The 16,913-nt window shown below is 75.3% G+C and carries 16 protein-coding genes; 6 read left to right on the top strand and 10 right to left on the bottom strand.

Translation table 11 applies throughout. The features are described from left to right. Positions 1 to 37: 37 nt before the first annotated feature. From GL259_RS08140 to GL259_RS08125, 4 genes are all read right to left on the bottom strand, one after another. On the bottom strand, positions 38 to 412 hold the full coding sequence (locus tag GL259_RS08140) for an RNA polymerase-binding protein RbpA (RefSeq protein ID WP_003977404.1): 375 nt from the start codon (positions 410 to 412) through the stop codon (positions 38 to 40). Between the two features lie 278 nt (positions 413 to 690). Next, on the bottom strand, positions 691 to 2,037 hold the full coding sequence (locus tag GL259_RS08135) for an MFS transporter (protein ID WP_159530611.1): 1,347 nt from the start codon (positions 2,035 to 2,037) through the stop codon (positions 691 to 693). Positions 2,038 to 2,087: 50 nt separating this feature from the next. Further along, a complete protein-coding gene (locus GL259_RS08130) occupies positions 2,088 to 2,855 on the bottom strand; it encodes a glycerophosphodiester phosphodiesterase (RefSeq protein WP_159530609.1) in 768 nt (255 codons plus the stop codon). Continuing rightward, positions 2,852 to 3,553 (bottom strand): hypothetical protein, encoded by a 702-nt coding sequence (locus GL259_RS08125; protein ID WP_243762274.1) that lies wholly within the window; start codon positions 3,551 to 3,553, stop codon positions 2,852 to 2,854. The genes GL259_RS08130 and GL259_RS08125 overlap by 4 nt, the downstream gene beginning before the upstream one ends. A 64-nt stretch (positions 3,554 to 3,617) precedes the next feature. On the opposite strand from GL259_RS08125, the gene GL259_RS08120 reads away from it, so the two are divergent. Further along, the gene (locus tag GL259_RS08120; RefSeq protein WP_159530605.1) at positions 3,618 to 5,117 is read left to right on the top strand and encodes a PLP-dependent aminotransferase family protein; all 1,500 of its coding nucleotides are present in this window, start codon (positions 3,618 to 3,620) and stop codon (positions 5,115 to 5,117) included. Positions 5,118 to 5,143: 26 nt separating this feature from the next. Here GL259_RS08120 and GL259_RS08115 read toward each other — a convergent pair whose 3' ends face one another. Together GL259_RS08115 and GL259_RS08110 are read right to left on the bottom strand one after the other, a co-directional pair. Continuing rightward, positions 5,144 to 6,976 carry a hypothetical protein gene (locus tag GL259_RS08115; RefSeq protein WP_159530603.1) on the bottom strand — a complete coding sequence of 611 codons (1,833 nt, stop codon included), beginning with the start codon at positions 6,974 to 6,976 and terminating at the stop codon, positions 5,144 to 5,146. Positions 6,977 to 7,025: 49 nt separating this feature from the next. Then, positions 7,026 to 7,220: a hypothetical protein gene (locus tag GL259_RS08110; RefSeq protein WP_159530601.1), complete on the bottom strand. Its 195-nt coding sequence runs from the start codon at positions 7,218 to 7,220 to the stop codon at positions 7,026 to 7,028. Between the two features lie 322 nt (positions 7,221 to 7,542). On the opposite strand from GL259_RS08110, the gene GL259_RS08105 reads away from it, so the two are divergent. From GL259_RS08105 to GL259_RS08085, 5 genes are all read left to right on the top strand, one after another. Beyond that, a complete protein-coding gene (locus GL259_RS08105) occupies positions 7,543 to 7,935 on the top strand; it encodes an ankyrin repeat domain-containing protein (protein WP_166461445.1) in 393 nt (130 codons plus the stop codon). Between the two features lie 300 nt (positions 7,936 to 8,235). Continuing rightward, positions 8,236 to 9,654: a HEAT repeat domain-containing protein gene (locus tag GL259_RS08100; RefSeq protein WP_159530597.1), complete on the top strand. Its 1,419-nt coding sequence runs from the start codon at positions 8,236 to 8,238 to the stop codon at positions 9,652 to 9,654. Positions 9,655 to 9,817: 163 nt separating this feature from the next. After that, positions 9,818 to 10,942, top strand: a complete 1,125-nt coding sequence (locus GL259_RS08095; RefSeq protein WP_159530595.1) for a glycosyltransferase family 1 protein — start codon at positions 9,818 to 9,820, stop codon at positions 10,940 to 10,942. Continuing rightward, positions 10,939 to 12,252 (top strand): glycosyltransferase, encoded by a 1,314-nt coding sequence (locus tag GL259_RS08090; protein WP_243762273.1) that lies wholly within the window; start codon positions 10,939 to 10,941, stop codon positions 12,250 to 12,252. The genes GL259_RS08095 and GL259_RS08090 overlap by 4 nt, the downstream gene beginning before the upstream one ends. Then, a complete protein-coding gene (locus tag GL259_RS08085) occupies positions 12,249 to 13,100 on the top strand; it encodes an SGNH/GDSL hydrolase family protein (RefSeq protein ID WP_159530593.1) in 852 nt (283 codons plus the stop codon). Before GL259_RS08090 ends, GL259_RS08085 begins: the two co-directional genes overlap by 4 nt. Positions 13,101 to 13,127: 27 nt before the next feature. Here GL259_RS08085 and GL259_RS08080 read toward each other — a convergent pair whose 3' ends face one another. The 4 genes from GL259_RS08080 to GL259_RS08065 all read right to left on the bottom strand — a co-directional run bounded on the left by GL259_RS08080 (position 13,128) and on the right by GL259_RS08065 (position 16,885). Further along, positions 13,128 to 13,997: a biotin-dependent carboxyltransferase family protein gene (locus GL259_RS08080; RefSeq protein WP_159530591.1), complete on the bottom strand. Its 870-nt coding sequence runs from the start codon at positions 13,995 to 13,997 to the stop codon at positions 13,128 to 13,130. Beyond that, on the bottom strand, positions 13,994 to 14,629 hold the full coding sequence (locus GL259_RS08075; protein WP_159530589.1) for an allophanate hydrolase subunit 1: 636 nt from the start codon (positions 14,627 to 14,629) through the stop codon (positions 13,994 to 13,996). The genes GL259_RS08080 and GL259_RS08075 overlap by 4 nt, the downstream gene beginning before the upstream one ends. Further along, positions 14,626 to 15,384: a 5-oxoprolinase subunit PxpA gene (locus tag GL259_RS08070; RefSeq protein ID WP_159530587.1), complete on the bottom strand. Its 759-nt coding sequence runs from the start codon at positions 15,382 to 15,384 to the stop codon at positions 14,626 to 14,628. The genes GL259_RS08075 and GL259_RS08070 overlap by 4 nt, the downstream gene beginning before the upstream one ends. A 181-nt stretch (positions 15,385 to 15,565) precedes the next feature. Next, on the bottom strand, positions 15,566 to 16,885 hold the full coding sequence (locus tag GL259_RS08065; protein WP_159530585.1) for an MFS transporter: 1,320 nt from the start codon (positions 16,883 to 16,885) through the stop codon (positions 15,566 to 15,568). Between the last annotated feature and the right edge of the window lie 28 nt (positions 16,886 to 16,913).

Genomic DNA, 16,913 nt, shown 5'->3' with positions numbered 1-16,913 from the left:
CGGTGTGCGCTGTGATGGCGCCCGAGCCCTGTCGGGATCAAGCCGACTTGCGGCTGTCCCGGGGGTGAACCGCGATGTTCATCGCACCGGACCGCAGAACGGCCAGACGCTCCTCGAGGACCTCTTCGAGCTCCTCTCGGGTGCGCCGCTCCATCAGCATGTCCCAGTGCGTACGCGCGGGCTTGGCCTTCTTCTCCTCCGGACCGTCGCCGTCCACCAGGAGTGCCTGGGCACCGCAGACCTTGCACTCCCACTCCGGCGGGATCTCCGCCTCGACCGAGAAGGGCATCTCGAAGCGGTGCCCCTTCTCGCATGCGTACTCCACGGCCTGGCGCGGGGCCAGGTCGATGCCGCGGTCCGTCTCGTAGCTGGTCACCACGAGGCGCGTGCCGCGAAGAGCTCGCTCACTCATGAATCGTGCCTCCCGGGCTGGTCGCCCACAGGACAGGTGTCGCTGTCGTCGTCATCCGGTCAACGTCCGGTCGGCGGTAAAGATTCCCGTTCCGAGTCCCGTTCCGGGTCATGCGTCGCCGTCGTAGCCGCAGCCTTGTCAACCAGTGCAGTACCCACCGACGCCCGGTTTGTCACGTCTGTCGACAGATGTGACACCGCGTTTCGGCATCTTTGACGCGCAGTAACGGTACGCCTGGTAGGCCAAACGCGTACACTACCGCCCTTTCGCGTCCAGTGCTAAATCCTTTCGGGGACCGGATTGCCCGCGTCGGTGATCGCCCGCCGCACCGGGACCCGGGCGAGCAGCACGAACCCGAGCACGAAGAAGCCCACCAGCGAGACGATCGCGTCCCGGTAGCTGCCCGTCAGCTGGTAGGTGAGCCCGAACAGCAGCGGCCCGAGCCAGCTCATCCCCCGGTCGCTCACCTCGTACGCCGAGAAGTACTCGGCCTCCTTGCCGGGCGGTACGAGGTGGGAGAACAGCGACCGGGACAGCGCCTGGCTGCCGCCCAGGACCAGGCCGATCCCGGCAGCCAGCACGAAGAACCACACGGGGGCACCGGCGGGCAGGAAGTACCCGGCGGCCAGCGTCAGGGTCCAGGCGACCAGCGAGCCGAGGATCGTGCGCTTCGCCCCGTACCGCCGGGCCAGCCGCCCCAGCGCCAGCGCACCGGCCACGGCCAGCACCTGGACCAGCAGCACGGCGACGATGAGCGTCGACTGCCCGAGCCCCAGCTCCTTGGAGCCGTAGACCGAGGCCTGCGAGATCACCGTCTGGATGCCGTCGTTGTAGACCAGGTAGGCCAGCAGGAAGGCGAGCGTCAGCGGGTGGCGGCGCATGTCGCGGACGGTCGCCGCGAGCTGCCGGAAGCCCGGCAGGGACGCCTCCCGCGCGGGGGTGCGGCGGTCGCGCAGCCGGCGCAGCGGTATCAGCGCGAAGGCGCCCCACCACAGACCGGCCGACGCCAGGCAGATGCGGACCGCCGTGCCCTCGGAGACGCCGAAGGCGTCGTGACCGGTGTAGAGGGCGAGGTTCGCGACGAGGACCAGGGCCCCGGCCGCGTATCCGAAGGCCCAGCCGCGGGAGGAGACCGCGTCGCGCTCCTCGGGCGGGGCGATCTGCGGCAGGTACGCGTTGTAGAGCATCATCGCCACGGACTGCGCCGCGTTCGCCACGATCAGCAGCGCCCCGCCCAGCAGGTAGCGCTCACCGCCGAGGAAGAACATGCCCGTCGTCGCCGCGGCCCCGGTGTAGGCGGCCGCCGCGAGGAACGGCTTCTTGCGGCCGGTGCGGTCGGCGGCGGCGCCCACCAGCGGCATCACCAGCACGGCCAGGATCACCGACAGGGACACCGCGTACGCGAAGAAGGACCCCGCGCGCACCGGGACGCCCAGCGGGTGGACGAACCCCTCCGCGTCCGCGGCCGACTCGGCCACCGACGTCAGATAGGGGCCGAGGAACACGGTGAGCACGCTCGTGGAGTACACGGAGCACGCCCAGTCGTAGAAGTACCAGCCGCGCTGCTCGCGCCGCCGGCCGGCGGCCTCGTCCGCCGCCGGTGACCGCACGGTGTCGGTGCCCACCCGTGCCCCTCGCTTCCCCGTGAACGCGCGGAACCGTCGGGGACCGGGTCTCAGACCCAGACGCCGCGGTCCTCCATGACCTTGCGCAGTGTGTCGATGTGATCGGTCATGATGCCATCCACTCCGAGATCCAGGAGCCGGTGCATCCGGTCGGGCTCGTTGACCGTCCACACGTGCACCTGCAGCCCGCGCGCGTGGGCCGCGCGCACGAAGCGGCGGTCCACCACCCGGATGCCCGACTGCGACTCGGGGACCTGGGCGGCCACGGCCGACGGGCGCACCGCGGCCGGCAGCCCCCACGAGCGCAGCCGCAGGTTCAGCACGCCCCGCGTCCCGTACGAGGTGGCCAGGCGCGGACCGGCCAGCCGCTGCGCGCGCACCAGGCGGGCCTCGGAGAACGAGCCGAGGCAGACCCGGTCCCAGGCGTCCGTGCGCCCGACCAGGTCCAGGAAGGGCAGGAGGGCCGCTTCGGCCTTGACGTCGACGTTCCAGCGCACCTCGGGGAAGGTCTGCAGGAGCTCCTCGAACAGCGGCACCGGTTCCTCGCCCGCCACGCGCGCCTGCCGCACCTCCCGCCACGGCAGGTCGGCGATCCGGCCCGCGCCGTCGGTCACCCGCTCCAGGGTCGCGTCGTGGAAGGCGACGAGCCGGCCGTCGCGCGTGGCGTGCACGTCGGTCTCGACGTACCGGTAGCCCGCCTCGACGGCGCACCGGAACTGGCGCACGGTGTTCTCCAGGCCGTCCGCCGCCCCGCCCCGGTGGGCGAAGGCGATCGGGCCGGGATGGTCGAGGTAGGGGTGGCGTATCCGCGGGGTCACGGACGCAGTATCGCGCGCCGCGGTTGACCCGTGGCAACGAGCGTGCTGCCGCCGGATGCCGGGGGGACGGCGAAGACCCGCAGGAACAGCTGGGCGAGCGGGCCGATGGTCACCGCGTACAGCAGGGTGCCGGCGCCGACGGTGCCGCCGAGGACGAAGCCGGTGGCCACCACCGTGATCTCGATGGCCGTGCGGATCAGGCGGACGGACGCCCCCGTGCGCTGGTGCAGCCCCGTCATCAGCCCGTCGCGCGGGCCCGCGCCGAAGCGCGCCGCGATGTACGACCCGGTCGCCGCGCCGTTCAGCACGATGCCCGCCGCCATCAGCGCCACGCGGGCGGCGGGACCGTGCGCGTCGGGCACCACGGCCAGCGTCGCGTCCATCGCCGCGCCGATCACCAGGACGTTGGAGACCGTGCCGAGCCCCGGCCGCTGCCGCAGCGGGATCCACAGCAGCAGCACCGCCGCGCCCACCACGGTCAGCACCACGCCCATCGACAGCCCGGTCCGCTCCGACAGGCCCTGGTGCAGCACGTTCCACGGCTCGAGTCCGAATCCCGACCTGACGAGCAGCGCCGAACTCGCGCCGTACAGCGCCAGTCCGGCGTACAGCTGGAACAACCGGCGTGCGAGATGCCCGCGCCGGGGCGATTGGCTGGACAACGCGTGCCCCCCTGTGGTGGAAGTGGACCGATGCATGACACCCTGTGGCGTGGACGGAGACGTCATCCATGGCCAATCCGGGAAAGGTGGACTGATTCTCATGGCGCAGTGGACCTCTGCGGTGGGCGCCGCGCAGCTCGCCCGGCTGCTCACCTCCCAGCAGGACCGCCCGGCCGGCCCCGGAACCCGCCGCCCGCCCGCCTACCGCGCGCTCGCCGACGGCATCCGGCTGCTGGTGCTCGAGGGGCGCGTCCCGGTCGCCGCGCGGCTGCCCGCCGAACGGGAGCTCGCCCTCGCCCTGTCCGTCAGCCGCACCACCGTCGCCGCCGCCTACGAGGCGCTGCGCACCGAGGGGTTCCTGGAGTCGCGGCGCGGCGCGGGCAGCTGGACCGCCGTCCCGGCCGGCAACCCGGTGCCCGCGCGGGGCCTCGAACCGCTGCCGCCCGAGGCCCTCGGCTCGATGATCGACCTCGGCTGCGCCGCGCTGCCCGCGCCCGAGCCGTGGCTCACGCGCGCCGTGCAGGGAGCCCTGGAGGAGCTGCCGCCGTACGCGCACACCCACGGCGACTATCCCGCCGGGCTGCCCGCGCTGCGCTCGATGATCGCCGACCGCTACACCGCGCGGGGCATCCCGACCATGCCCGAGCAGATCATGGTGACGACCGGGGCGATGGGCGCCATCGACGCCATCTGCCACCTCTTCGGCGGGCGCGGCGAGCGCATCGCCGTCGAGTCGCCGTCCTACGCCAACATCCTCCAGCTGATGCGGGAGGCCGGTGCCCGGCTCGTCCCGGTGGCCATGGCCGAGGGCCTCACCGGCTGGGACGTGGACCGCTGGCGGCAGGTGCTGCGGGAGGCGGCGCCCCGGATCGCGTACGTCGTCGCCGACTTCCACAACCCGACCGGTGCGCTCGCCGACGAGGACCAGCGGCGCCGGCTGGTGGACGCGGCGCGCTCGGCGGGGACGGTGCTGGTCGCCGACGAGACGATGAGCGAGCTGTGGCTCGACCCCGGCGTGGAGATGCCGCGCCCGGTGTGCGCCTTCGACCCGGCCGGGTCCACGGTGATCACGGTCGGCTCGGCGAGCAAGGCCTTCTGGGCCGGAATGCGCATCGGCTGGGTGCGCGCGGCCCCCGACGTGATCCGCAGCCTGGTCGCCGCGCGCGCCTACGCCGACCTGGGCACCCCCGTGCTGGAGCAGCTGGCGGTGAACTGGCTGTTCGGCACGGGCGGCTGGGAGCGGGCCGTCGAGGCGCGGCGCGCCCAGGCCCGGGAGAACCGGGACGCGCTGGTCGCGGCGGTGCGGCGGGAGCTGCCCGACTGGGAGTTCGAGGTCCCGGCGGGCGGGCTCACGCTGTGGGTGCGCACCGGCGGGCTCTCGGGCTCACGGCTGGCCGAGGCGGGGGAGCGGGTCGGGGTGCGGGTGCCGTCCGGGCCGCGCTTCGGGGTCGACGGGGCGTTCGAGGGGTACGTGCGGCTGCCGTTCACCGTGGGCGGCGCGGTGGCGGAGGAGGCCGCGGTGCGGCTGGCCGCGGCGGCACGGGTGGTGGAGACCGGCGGGACCTCCGGGGCGGAGGCGCCGCGCACGTTCGTGGCGTAGCCGCGGGGCGGTCACGGCGGGGCGGGCTAGGAGGACTCCGCGACCGCCGCTTCCTTGGGGGCCGCTGCCGCGGCCATGTCCTTCGGGCCGGCGGCCTCGGCGGGCACCTTCTGCGAGGGGGCCTCCAGGGGGGACGGCTCGTCGGGGAGCGGCTTCTCGAGCGGTGACTCCTCGAGCGGCGTCCTCCCGGGCGGTGCCTTCTCCACTTCCACCGGCGCCTTCTCCAGGGGCACGGGATCCACGGGCAGCTTGTCCAGGAGCACGGACCCCGCCGGAACCGCCTCCGGGGCCGTCCGCTCCGGTTCCGGGCCTTCCGGTGCCGGCCGCGGCGGGACCGCGTCCTCCGCCGGGGTCGTGCGCGGCGGCAACAGCTCCAGCACGGCCCGCCGGTGGGCGTCGCTGGTGGCGTCGTCGTACGGGTCCGGCGTGGCCGGCACCTGGAGGCGGTGGACCGGCCCCGCGCCCAGGCGGGCGTAGCCGCGGCCCGGGGGGACCTGGTCGACGGGGGTGGTGTGCGGGGGCGCGCCCAGGACGGCCTCCAGCTGCTCCGCCGTCGCGGGACCGAGGACGACCCGCGCACGCGTGTGCTGCCGCACCGGCGCGCTGAGGGCGTCCAGGCTGTCGAGCTGGTCCGCGACGACCACGGTGACGTTCGCCGGGCGGCCGTGCCGCAGCGGGACGTGGAGCAGCGACTGGGGATCCTCACGGCCCTCCGCGGCGGCCAGGTGCGTGAACGCGCTCGGCCGGTCCAGCAGGATCCACAGGGGCCGCCTGGTGTCCTCGGGCGGCGGATCGCCCGCCTGGTGGGCGCGGTTCGCGGCGTTCAGCCGGCGCTCCGTCTCGTGCGCGGCCCACTCCAGACTCGCCAGCGCCCCCGTCAGCCCGCACTCGACGGCGAGCACGCCGTCCCGGCCGGTCAGACAGGCGTACTCACCGGTGCCGCCGCCGTCGACGATCATCACGTCGCCGTGGTGAAGGGCCTGGAGGGCGATGGAGCGCAGCAGGGTCGAGGTGCCGCTGCCCGGCTGGCCGAGCGCGAGCAGATGGGGCTCGGTGGAGCGGACGCCGGTGCGCCAGACGACGGGCGGAACGTCGCGCCGCTCCTCGCCGTGGGTGAGCGGCAGCGTCCGCCGCACCCGGGTGGGGTCGGTGAAGCCGAGGACCGTCTCGCCGGGGGACGTGACGAAGGGCTGGGCGGTGATGTCGGTGGGCAGGGGCGCGAGGACGCGGACCGTGAGCCGGTTGCCCTCCTCGTCCCACGCGAAGTGGTACTCGCGGCCGCGCCCCGACTTGGCGCTGAGCAGGTGCTCGATCCGCGCCCGGGACTCCGGTTCGCCGTCGGCGAAGTAGGCGGGATAGCTGATCACCAGGTGCGTGACGCGGCCGGTGCCGTCGAACTCGTACCGGGGGAAGGCCTTCTCCCAGTCGCCGCCGTGGGCGTAGAGCGGTTCCGGGTCCTCGGCGGCCGAGAAGTACGGCACCAGGGCCTCGTAGAGCGACTTCAGGCGCAGGGCCTGGGCCTCGTCGGGCCCTTCGGGTGCCGCCGGGGCGCGGTCCCGTCCCTGCCAGGCCGCGGCGGCCATCAGGGTGATGACGGAGAGCAGCGGACCGTACGGCGCGAGTGCCACGACCAGGACGACCGACGTCATCAGGAAGAGCAGCGGGCCGCGCTTGTCCTTGGGTGTGCTGGCCCACCTGCGCCGCCCGGCCGAGGCCAGCCGGCGCAGACCGCGCGCGATGGTGATCAGCGGGTGGAGGACGTCCGTGGCGCTGTCGGCCGCCGTCCTGGCCAGCTCCCGGCTCCGGGCGAGCTGCGCGCTGCCGTTGCTCAGAATGCGGGGGAGGGGGCGCCGGGCCACTGCTGCCTCCAGAGGGTGCGTACGGGCGGGCGGGGCGTGGGGAGGCGGATCAGAACTTGAATCCGCCCAGCAGGCTGGCCAGGCTCTCGCCGCCCGCCTTGATGCTGGGTGCGATGGCCGTACTGGCCAGATAGAAGCCGAACAGCATCGCCACCAGCGCGTGTGACGCCTTCAGTCCGTCCTTGCGGAAGAAGATGAAGACGACGATGCCGAGCAGGACCACGCATGAGATCGAGATGATCATGTGAGTTCTCCTGGTTCGCGGGGACAGTCACCATGAGTACTTCCAGGATCACAGGATGTGTCTATACGATAAAAGGTGCAACTGGGTGGATTTTTGACGTTTTCGCCCGATCGGAGGATCGCCCTCCGATCGTTCGTCCGACCCGCGGGCCGGTGCGCTTGCGCCCGGGCGGCTCTGCCGTGATCTTTACCTCGGGCACATCGGCTCATGTGCCGCGCGAGCCAGTACCCTGGCGATTCACCCGTACGGCTCTGCACCGCTCGCAGACGTACGCCCCGTCCCCGGTGCACGATGTGCCGCGTAATGAGAGGTGGTCCGGCCGATGACCGATGCCCCCGACCCCGAGGTCGTGGAGCTGGCGACCAAGATCTTCGATCTGGCCCGGCGCGGCCGGACCGAGGAGCTCGTGGCCTACGTCGACGCGGGGGTCCCGGCCGACCTCACCAACGACCGGGGCGACTCGCTCGTGATGCTCGCCGCCTATCACGGCCACGCCCGGACGGTGAGCGCGCTGCTGGAGCGCGGCGCCGACGCCGACCGCGTCAACGACCGGGGCCAGACCCCCCTCGCGGGGGCGGTCTTCAAGGGGGAGGCCGAGGTGATCGAGGCTCTCCTGAAGGGCGGCGCCGACCCGTCCGCCGGCACCCCCTCGGCCGTCGACACGGCCCGGATGTTCGGCCGGACGGAACTGCTCGACCTGTTCGGCGAGCACTGAGCGACACGCTCTGACCAGCGAAAACGAGGAAAACGGGGGAGGCGGTACGGGGCCGCCGAAATTTCGGTCGCGGGAGATGTGACCGCCGGGTCATCATGACGACGTGATTCACGGACGCGAGGGCTGGGCAGGTGTTGCCGCACCGCGCGGGCCGTGATGCGGCCCGCACGGGCCACCGACGAGAGGCAGAGAGAGATGGTCTACAGCAAGCAGGAAACGGCGGGCGCCCCGACGTGTTGTCACGCGGCCAGGTAATGCACGTCCCCGGTTGCGTCGACGCTTGATGTGAGGCTGTTTCCCATGTTCGATCCGGTCATAGCGCCCAGCGGTACGCTGCTCGGCCTGCTCCAGCGGGGTCGTGGCGACGGCACGCTGCACGCGCTCACCGCCCCGCGCGCCGAAGCGCTCGCGGCGCTGAACCACTGCGTGCTGCGCGACCCGCGCCACGACTGGCAGGTGGAGAACCGCTCCCTCTACTACGCCCGCCTCTACCTCGATCTGCACGGTGAACTGGACGCGATCGAGGCCCACCTCTTCGACCCCGAGGACGTCCTCGACACCGACGAGTCACGCACCGGACTCGCCCTCGCGGTCCTCGGGCACCTCGCCTCCTACGGCAGGCGGGACGCGCTCGAGCTGTTGCGCAGGTACGCCGCCCACGGCACCAACTGGGCCTGGGCCCTGGACGAGCTCGCCCTCAGGGACGACGACGCGGGCCTGCGTGCCCTCGCCGCCCCGGTGCTGGCGCGGTTCGCCACCGACGCCGAGGGCGAAGCGGAACTGGCCGCCACCGTCCGCGACGCCTTCGAGCCGAGGCCCTGGCGGCTGTGGGCCGACGATCCGCGCCCCTTCGTCGCCACGCGCGTGCGCGCCGCCCAGGAGGCCGGCTGCTTCGACCGCTGGCAGCGGCAGATGCGCCCCACCGGGCCCCGCCCCGGGTGGAGCGTGCGCGCCGTGTTCGAGTGGGCCCAGCAGGGCGTCGAACGCGGCACCGCGCTGCACGTCCCGGCGGCCCGCTGTCTCACCGCCGTGGCGGGCCCCGAGGACCGGCCCGAGATCGTCCGGGCAGCCGAGGACGGCACCGAGGGAGCCCGGTGCACCGCCCTGCGGTACCTCGCCGACAGCAATGACCCCGACGCCCTCGAGCTGATCGAGGGCGCCGTGGCCACGGGCTCGCCGGCCGTCGTGGAGGCCGCCGTCGACGCCTTCGAACGCATGCGCAGCCTCGCGGCCGTCGACCGGGCGCGCGGCTGGGTCCGCCGGCCCGACCCGCTGGGCGCCGCCGCCGGCCGCGTCCTCGCCTGCCGGGGCGGGGGCCAGGACCGTGAGCCGGTGCTCGCGGCGCTCCGCGAGGCGGTGCGGGGAGAGGGCCCCGACGCCCCCACCCTGTGGACCCTCGTCGACGGCGCGGGGCGTCTCGGCATCACCTGCGCCGCCCCCGTCCTGCGCCACGTCTACCGCGAGACCGCCTCGTCCCATCTGCGGGGCCGCGCCGCGCGCGCCCTCGCCGCCACCGACCCCTCCTTCGGCACCGGCTTCGCCGTCGAGTGCCTGTGGGACTGCGAGGAGTCCACCCGCGAGATCGCCGCCCGGCACGCCGAGACCGGGGACACCCGGGTCGTCGAGCGCCTGCGCCGGCTCGCCGCCGACCCGGCCGAGGAGGCCGAGGTGCAGACCGCGGTGCGCAGCCGGATCGGTCCCGAGGAGACCACCGTGTGACCCGCCCGGAGGCGCGCAGTGTGAACGAGGGATGACCCGCGGGTCAGGTGTGCGTGGATGCCGCCTGGCCTGCCCGGGTGCGGGGCGCAACGCTCACGGCGCGTTCCCCGCCTGGAAAGATCCACTTTGACGTGACCACGTCCGGCGCGGCGACAACACCGGTATGCGTGTCGTCATCGTGACCGAATCCTTTCCCCCCGATGTGAACGGCGTGGCCCACTGCGCGCTCCAGACCGCCCGGCACCTCGTCGACCGCGGTCACACCCCCGTCGTCGTCGCCCCCGCCACCGCCGGCGGCGCGCCCGACGACGAGGCACCGTGCCCCGTCGTCCGTGTCCCTTCCCTCCCGCTCCCCGGCTACCCCCAGGTCCGCGTCGCACTCCCCAGCCGCCGGCTCGCCGCCACGATCGCCGAGCACCGGGCCGACGTCGTCCACCTGGCCGGGCCCTTCGTCCTCGGCGTGCGCGGCATGGCGGCCGCCACCCGCCTCGGCCTGCCCGCCGTCGCCGTCTACCAGACCGACCTCGCCGGATACGCCCGTACGTACATGGGCGCGGGGGAGGCGGCGGCCTGGCGGCGCCTGCGCTCCGTGCACGCGGCCGCCGACCTCACCCTGGCTCCGTCCGGCGCCGCCCTGCGCGACCTGGAGGCGCACGGCGTGCCCAGGGTCAAGCTGTGGCCGCGCGGTGTGGACACCGCCCGGTTCCGGCCCGGCCTCCGCGACGCGGCGCTGCGCCGCACGCTCGCCCCGAACGGCGAACTCGTCGTCGGCTACGTCGGCCGGCTCGCCCCCGAGAAGCAGGTCGAGCTGCTGGCCGGGGCGTGCGCCCTGCCCGGGGTGCGGGTCGTGGTCGTCGGCGACGGGCCCAGCCGGCCGGGACTGGAGCAGGCGCTGCCCGGCGCGCTCTTCCTGGGCCGCCGCACCGGCGACGAACTCGCCCGGCTCTTCGCCTCGCTGGACGTCTTCGTGCACACCGGACCGTTCGAGACCTTCTGCCAGACCGTGCAGGAGGCGATGGCGAGCGGTGTGCCCGTGGTGGCGCCCGCGGCGGGCGGTCCGCTGGACCTGGTCGCCCACGGGCGCACCGGACTGCTCGTGCCACCGCGCGACGCCGACGCCGTGCGCGACGCGGTGTGGGCCCTGGCCGCCGATCCCGGGCTGCGGGCCGCGTACGGCGCGACCGGACGCGCGACGGTCGAGGGGCGCACCTGGGCCGCCGTCGGCGACCAGCTGATCGGACACTACGCGGATGTGCTCGCCGGGCGCAGGACGGCGGTGGCGGCATGAGCGGGACGCCGGCGGACGGCGGTTCGCCGCGCACCACCGCTCCGGTGCGCGCCGGCGGCCGGACGGGCCCCCGCGGGCGGGTGCGGACCGACGGGCCGCTGCGGATCGTGCGGCTCGCGAACTTCGTCGCACCCGCCTCCGGCGGACTGCGCACCGCGCTGCGGGAGCTCGGCAAGGGCTACCGCGCGGCGGGCCACCAGCCCGTGCTCGTCGTCCCCGGTGAGCGGGAGAGCGACCGCGAGACCGAGCAGGGGAGGGTGATCACCCTGCCGGCCCCGCTGCTGCCCGGCACCGGCGGCTACCGCGTCCTCACCGACCGGGCACGGATCGCCGGCCTGCTCCAGGAGCTGGCCCCCGACCGCCTCGAGGTGTCCGACCGCACGACCCTGCGCTGGACCGGCAAGTGGGCCCGGCGGGCCCGGGTCCCGGCGGTCATGGTCTCCCACGAGACCGCCGACGGGGTGCTGCGCACCTGGGGACTGCCCCGGGGCGCCGCCCGGCGCGCCGCCGACGCCCTCAACACCCGTACGGCCCACACGTACGCGCGCGTGGTGTGCACCACCGAGTTCGCCGAGCGGGAGTTCGTGCGCATCGGGGCCCGCAACGTCGTCCGCGCCCCGCTGGGCGTCGACCTGGTGGAGCGGCACCCCGCCCTGCGCGACCCGGGACTGCGGGCCCGGTACGCGGACGCGGCGCAGACGCTGCTGGTGATGTGCTCCCGGCTGTCCCCGGAGAAACGTCCGGGCACGGCGCTGGACGCGCTGGAGGCACTGCGGCGGCGCGGACGGCGGGCGGTGCTGGTGGTGGCCGGCGACGGGCCGCTGCGGGCGCGGCTCGAACGGCACGCGCGGGAGCGCGGCCTGCCGGTGACCTTCCTGGGCCACGTCCGCGACCGGAGGCTCCTCGGCGCGCTGCAGGCCACCGCCGACGTGTGCCTGGCGCCGGGGCCCGCCGAGACCTTCGGGCTCGCCGCACTGGAGGCGATGGCGTGCGGCACGCCCGTCGTGGCGAGCGCGTCGTCGGCCCTGCCGGAGGTGATCGGCACCTCGGGCGCGGTCGCGGAGGACCGGGGCGAGGCCTTCGCCGAGGCCGTCGAGCTGCTCCTGGAACGGCCCGGGCCGGACCGGCGCGAGGCGGCACGCGCGCGTGCGCGGCGCTTCGGCTGGGACACCTCGGTGGCGGCGTTCCTCGCGGCCCACGACGCACCGGCCACCGCGGTGCGGACGGCGGGCCCGGTCCGGCCCGCGGCACCGGACGAGCGGACGGGCGCGACTCCGGTACGGCCCGCCGTGCCCGGGGGGTTCTCATGAGACCCCCGCGGTTCGTGGCCCTCGGGGACTCGCTGACCGAGGGCGTCGGGGACCGCGTCGGCGGCCGGTGGCGGGGCTGGGCGGCGCTGCTCGCCGAGTCGCTGGGGCCGGAGCCCGCGCGGTTCACCAACCTCGCGGTGAGCGGGGCGCAGACCCGCGACGTGCTCGAGGGGCAGCTGCCCGCCGCGCTGGCGCTGCGGCCCGACCTCGTGTCCGTCGTCGTCGGCGTCAACGACACCCTGCGCCGCACCTTCGACATCCACGCCGTGGCCGCACGGCTCGACCGGGTGTACGCGTCCTGCACGGGACAGGGCGCCGTGCTGCTCACCGCGTGCCTGCCCGACCCCGGCACGATGCTGGGACTGCCCGGGGCGCTGGCCCGCCCGCTGGCCCGCCGGCAGCGGGCGGTGAACACCGTGGTCCACGCGCTGTCCGACCGGTACGGCGCGGTGCACCTGCACGCGTGCGAGGGCGAGTGGACCACCGACCGCACGATGTGGAGCGCGGACCGGCTGCACCCCGGGGAGCCGGGGCACCGGCAGCTGGCCCTGCGGTTCCACGCGCTGCTGGCGGCGCGCGGGATCGCGACCGGGCCCGCGCCGTCGCCCGAACCCGGGTCCCCGGCGCCCACCCCGGCGGCGAGCCTGTGGTGGCTGGCCACGGCCGGCACCGGCTGGGTGGCCCGCCGGTGCACGGACCTGCTGCCGCAGCTGCTCTCGCTCGCCGCCGACGAGATGCGGCACCGTGCGCGGGGCACGAGCATCCGGCTGGACCTGCGGGCCGGTGCCGCCGTGTCGGCGGCACTGGCCGCGCTGTCCCCCGGGGAACAGCGGCCGGACACCGCCTGAGCGTCCGGGCGGACACGGCCCGAGCGCTCAGCGGCGGCGTACGGCGACGAAGCGGACCGGGGTGCCGGGTACCGCCTGGGCGGCGGCCGGGAGGTCGGTGGGGCGGACGACCGCGATCACGGGGTAGCCCCCGGTGGTCGGGTGGTCGGCCAGGAACACCACCGGCCTGCCGTCGGGCGGCACCTGGACCGCCCCCAGCACCATGCCCTCGCTGGGGAGTTCGTCCGTCCGGGCCCGCTCCAGGGCCGGCCCGGTCGTGCGCAGCCCGATGCGGTTGCTCGCGGGGGACACGTGGTACGTGCGGGACGTGAGGAGCCGGACCGCCTCCGGGGTGAACCAGTCGTCGCGCGGGCCCGGAGTCACGCGCAGCACGAGTTCGTCCGGGGGCGCCGGCTGCGGGGCGACGTCCACGCACGCGTGGCGTCCCCGCGGAATCCCGAGGGGGAGGACGGCGCCGTCCGCCAGGGGCGCCGGGCCGAGGCCCGAGAGCAGGTCGGTGGAGCGGCTGCCCAGCACCGGCTCGACGGCGATCCCGCCGGAGACGGCGACGTAGGCGCGCACGCCCGAGGCCGCCGCTCCGACCTCCAGGACCGACCCGGCACGCACGCGCACCGGCGCGCCCCAGGCGGCCGGGCGGCCGTCCACCGCGACGGGGCAGGGGGCGCCGGCGACCGCCACGACGACCGTCGAACGCGGACGCAGCGCGCAGCCGTCGAGGGTCGTCTCCAGGACGGCGGCGTCGGGCGGGTTGCCGGCCAGCCGGTTGGCGAGCGCCGCCGCCGGCCCGTCCAGCGCCCCGGAACGGGGCACGCCCAGGTGGGCGTGCCCGGGGCGGCCCCGGTCCTGCACGGTGGTCAGGGCTCCCGCCCGGACGACGGCGAGCGCACGGTCCGTCATGCCGCCGTCCCCGTCCCCGTCGCGGTCACGGGGACGAACCGCACGCGCGTGCCGGGGGAGAGCAGCGCCGCAGGCTCGCGCGCGGGGTCCCACAGCACGAGGTCGGTCGTGCCGATCAGCTGCCAGCCGCCCGGCGAGGACCGCGGGTACACGCCCGTGTACGGCCCCGCCAGCGCCACCGAGCCGGCCGGCACGGCCGTGCGCGGGGTCGGCCTGCGGGGCACGTCGTAACGCGACGGCAGCCCCGTGAGGTAGCCGAAGCCGGGCGCGAAACCGCAGAAGGCGACGCGGAACTCGGCGCCCGCGTGGATGCGCGCCACCTCCCGCGCGGGCACGCCCCAGTGCGCGGCCACGTCGGCGAGGTCCGGGCCGTCGTAGCGCACCGGGACCTCGACCGTCTCCGGCGCGCCCGGGGGCACGGGCGGCAGCGCACGGGCGGTGAGCTCGGCGGCCAGCCGGGCGGGGTCGGCCAGGCCGTCGAGCAGGACCGTGCGCGCGGCCGGCACGATCTCGCCGACCGGCAGCGAGCCCTCCGCGCGGCGCCGCAGCAGTTCCGCGTGGAGCGCCCGGGCCTCGTCGCCCGAGGAGACCTCGACGAGCAGGGCGTCCTCGCCGACGGGGAGCACCCTCATGCGAACGCCTCCACCCGGACCCCCGACGCCTCCAGGCCGTCGCGCACCCGCCGCGCCAGGTCCACCGCGCCGGGCGTGTCGCCGTGCAGGCACAGGGAGCGCGCCCGCACCCCGATCCGCCGCCCCGAGCGGGCGGTGACCTCGCCGGAGCGGGCCAGCCCCACCGAGCGCGCCACGACGGCCGCGGGGTCGGTGACCACGGCGCCCTCCTGGCTGCGAGGCACCAGGGTGCCCTCGTCGGTGTACGCGCGGTCGGCGAACGCCTCCGTGACGGCCGGCAGCCCCGCCTTCGCGGCCAGTTCCAGCAGCCGCGAGCCGGGCAGACCGAGCACGGGCAGCGCGGCGTCCGCGAGGAGGATCCCGTCGACGACCGCGCCGGCCTGCTCCTCGTCGCGCACCACCCGGTTGTACAGCGCCCCGTGCGGTTTGACGTACGCCACGCGGGCGCCCGCCGCCCGGGCGAACACCTGCAGGGCGCCGATCTGGTAGGCCACCTCGGCCGCCAGCTCGGCGGGCGGCACGTCCATCGCGCGCCGCCCGAACCCCGCCAGGTCCCGGTAGGAGACCTGGGCGCCGATCCGCACCCCGCGCTCGGCCGCGAGCGCGCACACCCGGCGCATGGTGGCCGCGTCCCCCGCGTGGAAACCGCAGGCCACGTTGGCGCTGGTGACGACGGACAGCAGCCGTTCGTCGTCGGTGAGCCGCCAGCGGCCGAAGCCCTCGCCGAGGTCGGCGTTCAGATCGATGGAGGTCATGGATCCCTCGTCTCCCCTTCCCGGTCGCGCGGGACCGTCGGGCCGCGCGGAACTGCTGGTCACGGGCGCCGCCGGGGAACGTCCGCCCCGGTGCGCGGGCGGCACCGGCCGCACGGACACCACCGTCGGACCGCGCGGCCGCCCCGCCGGGCGGCACCGCCGGCCCGGCACGTCCCGCGGTTCACTCCAGCTCCTTTCCGCGCGTCTCCGGCAGCCCCAGCAGCGCCAGCGCCGCCAGGCCGTAGCCGATCGCGCCGAAGACCAGCGCCCCGCCCACGCCCCAGCCGTCGGCGAGGAAGCCGACGGTCGTGGGGAAGACGGCGCCCACGGCGCGTCCGGTGTTGTACGTGAAGCCCTGTCCCGTACCGCGCACCGCCGTCGGGTACAGCTCGCTCAGATAGGAGCCGAAGCCGCTGAAGATCGCCGACATGCAGAACCCGAGCGGGAAACCGAGCACGAGCACCAGGGTGTCGGCGCCGCTCGGGATGTTCGTGTACGCGACGATGCAGACGGCCGACAACAGGGCGAAGAGCCAGATGTTGCGCCGGCGGCCCAGCCGGTCGGTGAGGTGGCCGCCGGTCAGGTAGCCGGCGAAGGCGCCCGAGATCAGGAACGTCAGGTAGCCGCCGGTGCCGACGACCGACAGGCCGCGCTCGGTCTTCAGGTAGGTCGGCACCCAGGTGGCCAGGGTGTAGTAACCGCCCTGCACGCCGGTGGAGAGCAGCACGGCGAAGAGCGTGGTGCGCAGCAGCCCCGGCGCTCCCGCCCGGCCCGGCCGGAAGATCGCCGCGAACGAGCCCCGGTGGGCGCTCCCTTCCCGCGCGGCGGCCGCCTCGGGCGCGTCCCGCACACTGCGCCGCACCCACACGACGAGCAGTGCCGGCAGCGCGCCGGTCCAGAACATCACGCGCCAGGCCAGGTCGTCGCCGACCAGCGAGAAGATCGTCGTGTACACGATCACGGCCAGCGCCCAGCCCACGGCCCAGGAGCTCTGGACCGCGCCGAGGGTTCGGCCCCGGTGCCCGGCGCTCGCGTACTCGGCGACCAGGATGGCGCCGACCGCCCACTCGCCGCCGAAGCCGAGGCCCTGCAGGGCCCGGAACACCAGCAGCGTCTCGTAGTCGGGCGCGAAGCCGCAGGCCACGGTGAACACCGCGTAGGTGATCACCGTCAGCAGCAGCGCCCTCACCCGGCCGACGCGGTCCGCCAGGACGCCGGCGAGGGCGCCGCCGATCGCGGAGACCACCAGCGTGACGGTCGTGAGCAGGCCGGTCTGGCCGCTGTCCAGGCCGAAGTACGCGGACAGCGCGACCATGGTCAGCGGCAGGGTGAAGTAGTCGTACGAGTCCAGGGCGTAACCGCCGAACGCGCCCCCGAAGGCCCGTCGGCCCTGCGGCCCCAGCGCACGCAGCCAGCCGAACGCCCCCTCGTCGTCGGCGCGTCCGGTCGCCGCGGGGCGTGGCCGGCCGGTCGGCGCCTGCGGTGGAGGGGGCGTGCTCATGGGCACCTCGCAGTGGGGGGCGGGAGGA

It is taken from the genome of Streptomyces sp. Tu 3180, from assembly GCF_009852415.1.
Classification (GTDB): domain Bacteria; phylum Actinomycetota; class Actinomycetes; order Streptomycetales; family Streptomycetaceae; genus Streptomyces.
This window is presented reverse-complemented; position numbering and strand designations above follow the sequence as displayed.